Source organism: Bartonella sp. MR168JLCBS, from assembly GCF_042194175.1.
Genome location: NZ_JBHIMP010000054.1, coordinates 1,195 through 1,742, shown reverse-complemented (window position 1 = coordinate 1,742; position 548 = coordinate 1,195). Strand labels below are relative to the sequence as shown.

Below are 548 nucleotides of genomic sequence, written 5' to 3'. Positions count from 1 at the left end.
TCCACAAGCCACCCTGACCCCATTCCGCAGGTCGATGTAACACGCAAATTCCCTGCTGGTTTTTCACAGCTTTCACTTAATTGCGAATGCGCGCTTTCAAGCTTCATCAAAACATCATGCGTTGTACGATAAAGAATCTCACCCTGCTCTGTAAGGATCAAACCACGTGCATGACGCTGAAACAGAAACACACCAACCTCCTGCTCTAAAGCTGAAACCTGTCGCGAAATTGCTGATTGGGATAAATGAAGCCTTTGAGCGGCATGCGTAAAAGAACCCGCGTCTGCCGCAGCATGAAAAACCCTTAACTTATCCCAATCCAATGATAACGCCACAATTAATTTTACCTCTTATTTCTTTCACTTTTCCGATGCGTATCTATTTTAAACATCTATATCTGCAGATCCAAAAACCGTTCTGCTTCCAGCGCTGCCATACATCCCCTCCCTGCTGCTGTTATAGCCTGGCGGAATATGTTGTCCACAACATCCCCCGCAGCAAAAACACCAGCAATGCTTGTTGCTGTTGAATCCGGCGCTGTCCATAAG

General features: G+C 46.4%; 2 protein-coding genes. Both read right to left on the bottom strand.

What is annotated here, in order from left to right; all coding sequences use genetic code 11:
• Positions 1 to 335, bottom strand: a 335-nt coding sequence (locus tag ACFIK8_RS08990; RefSeq protein ID WP_375669219.1) for a LysR family transcriptional regulator, incomplete at its 3' end; no start/stop codon positions are given.
• A gap of 48 nt (positions 336 to 383) precedes the next feature.
• A partial coding sequence (locus tag ACFIK8_RS08985; protein ID WP_375669221.1) for a hypothetical protein occupies positions 384 to 548 on the bottom strand: 165 nt, incomplete at its 5' end.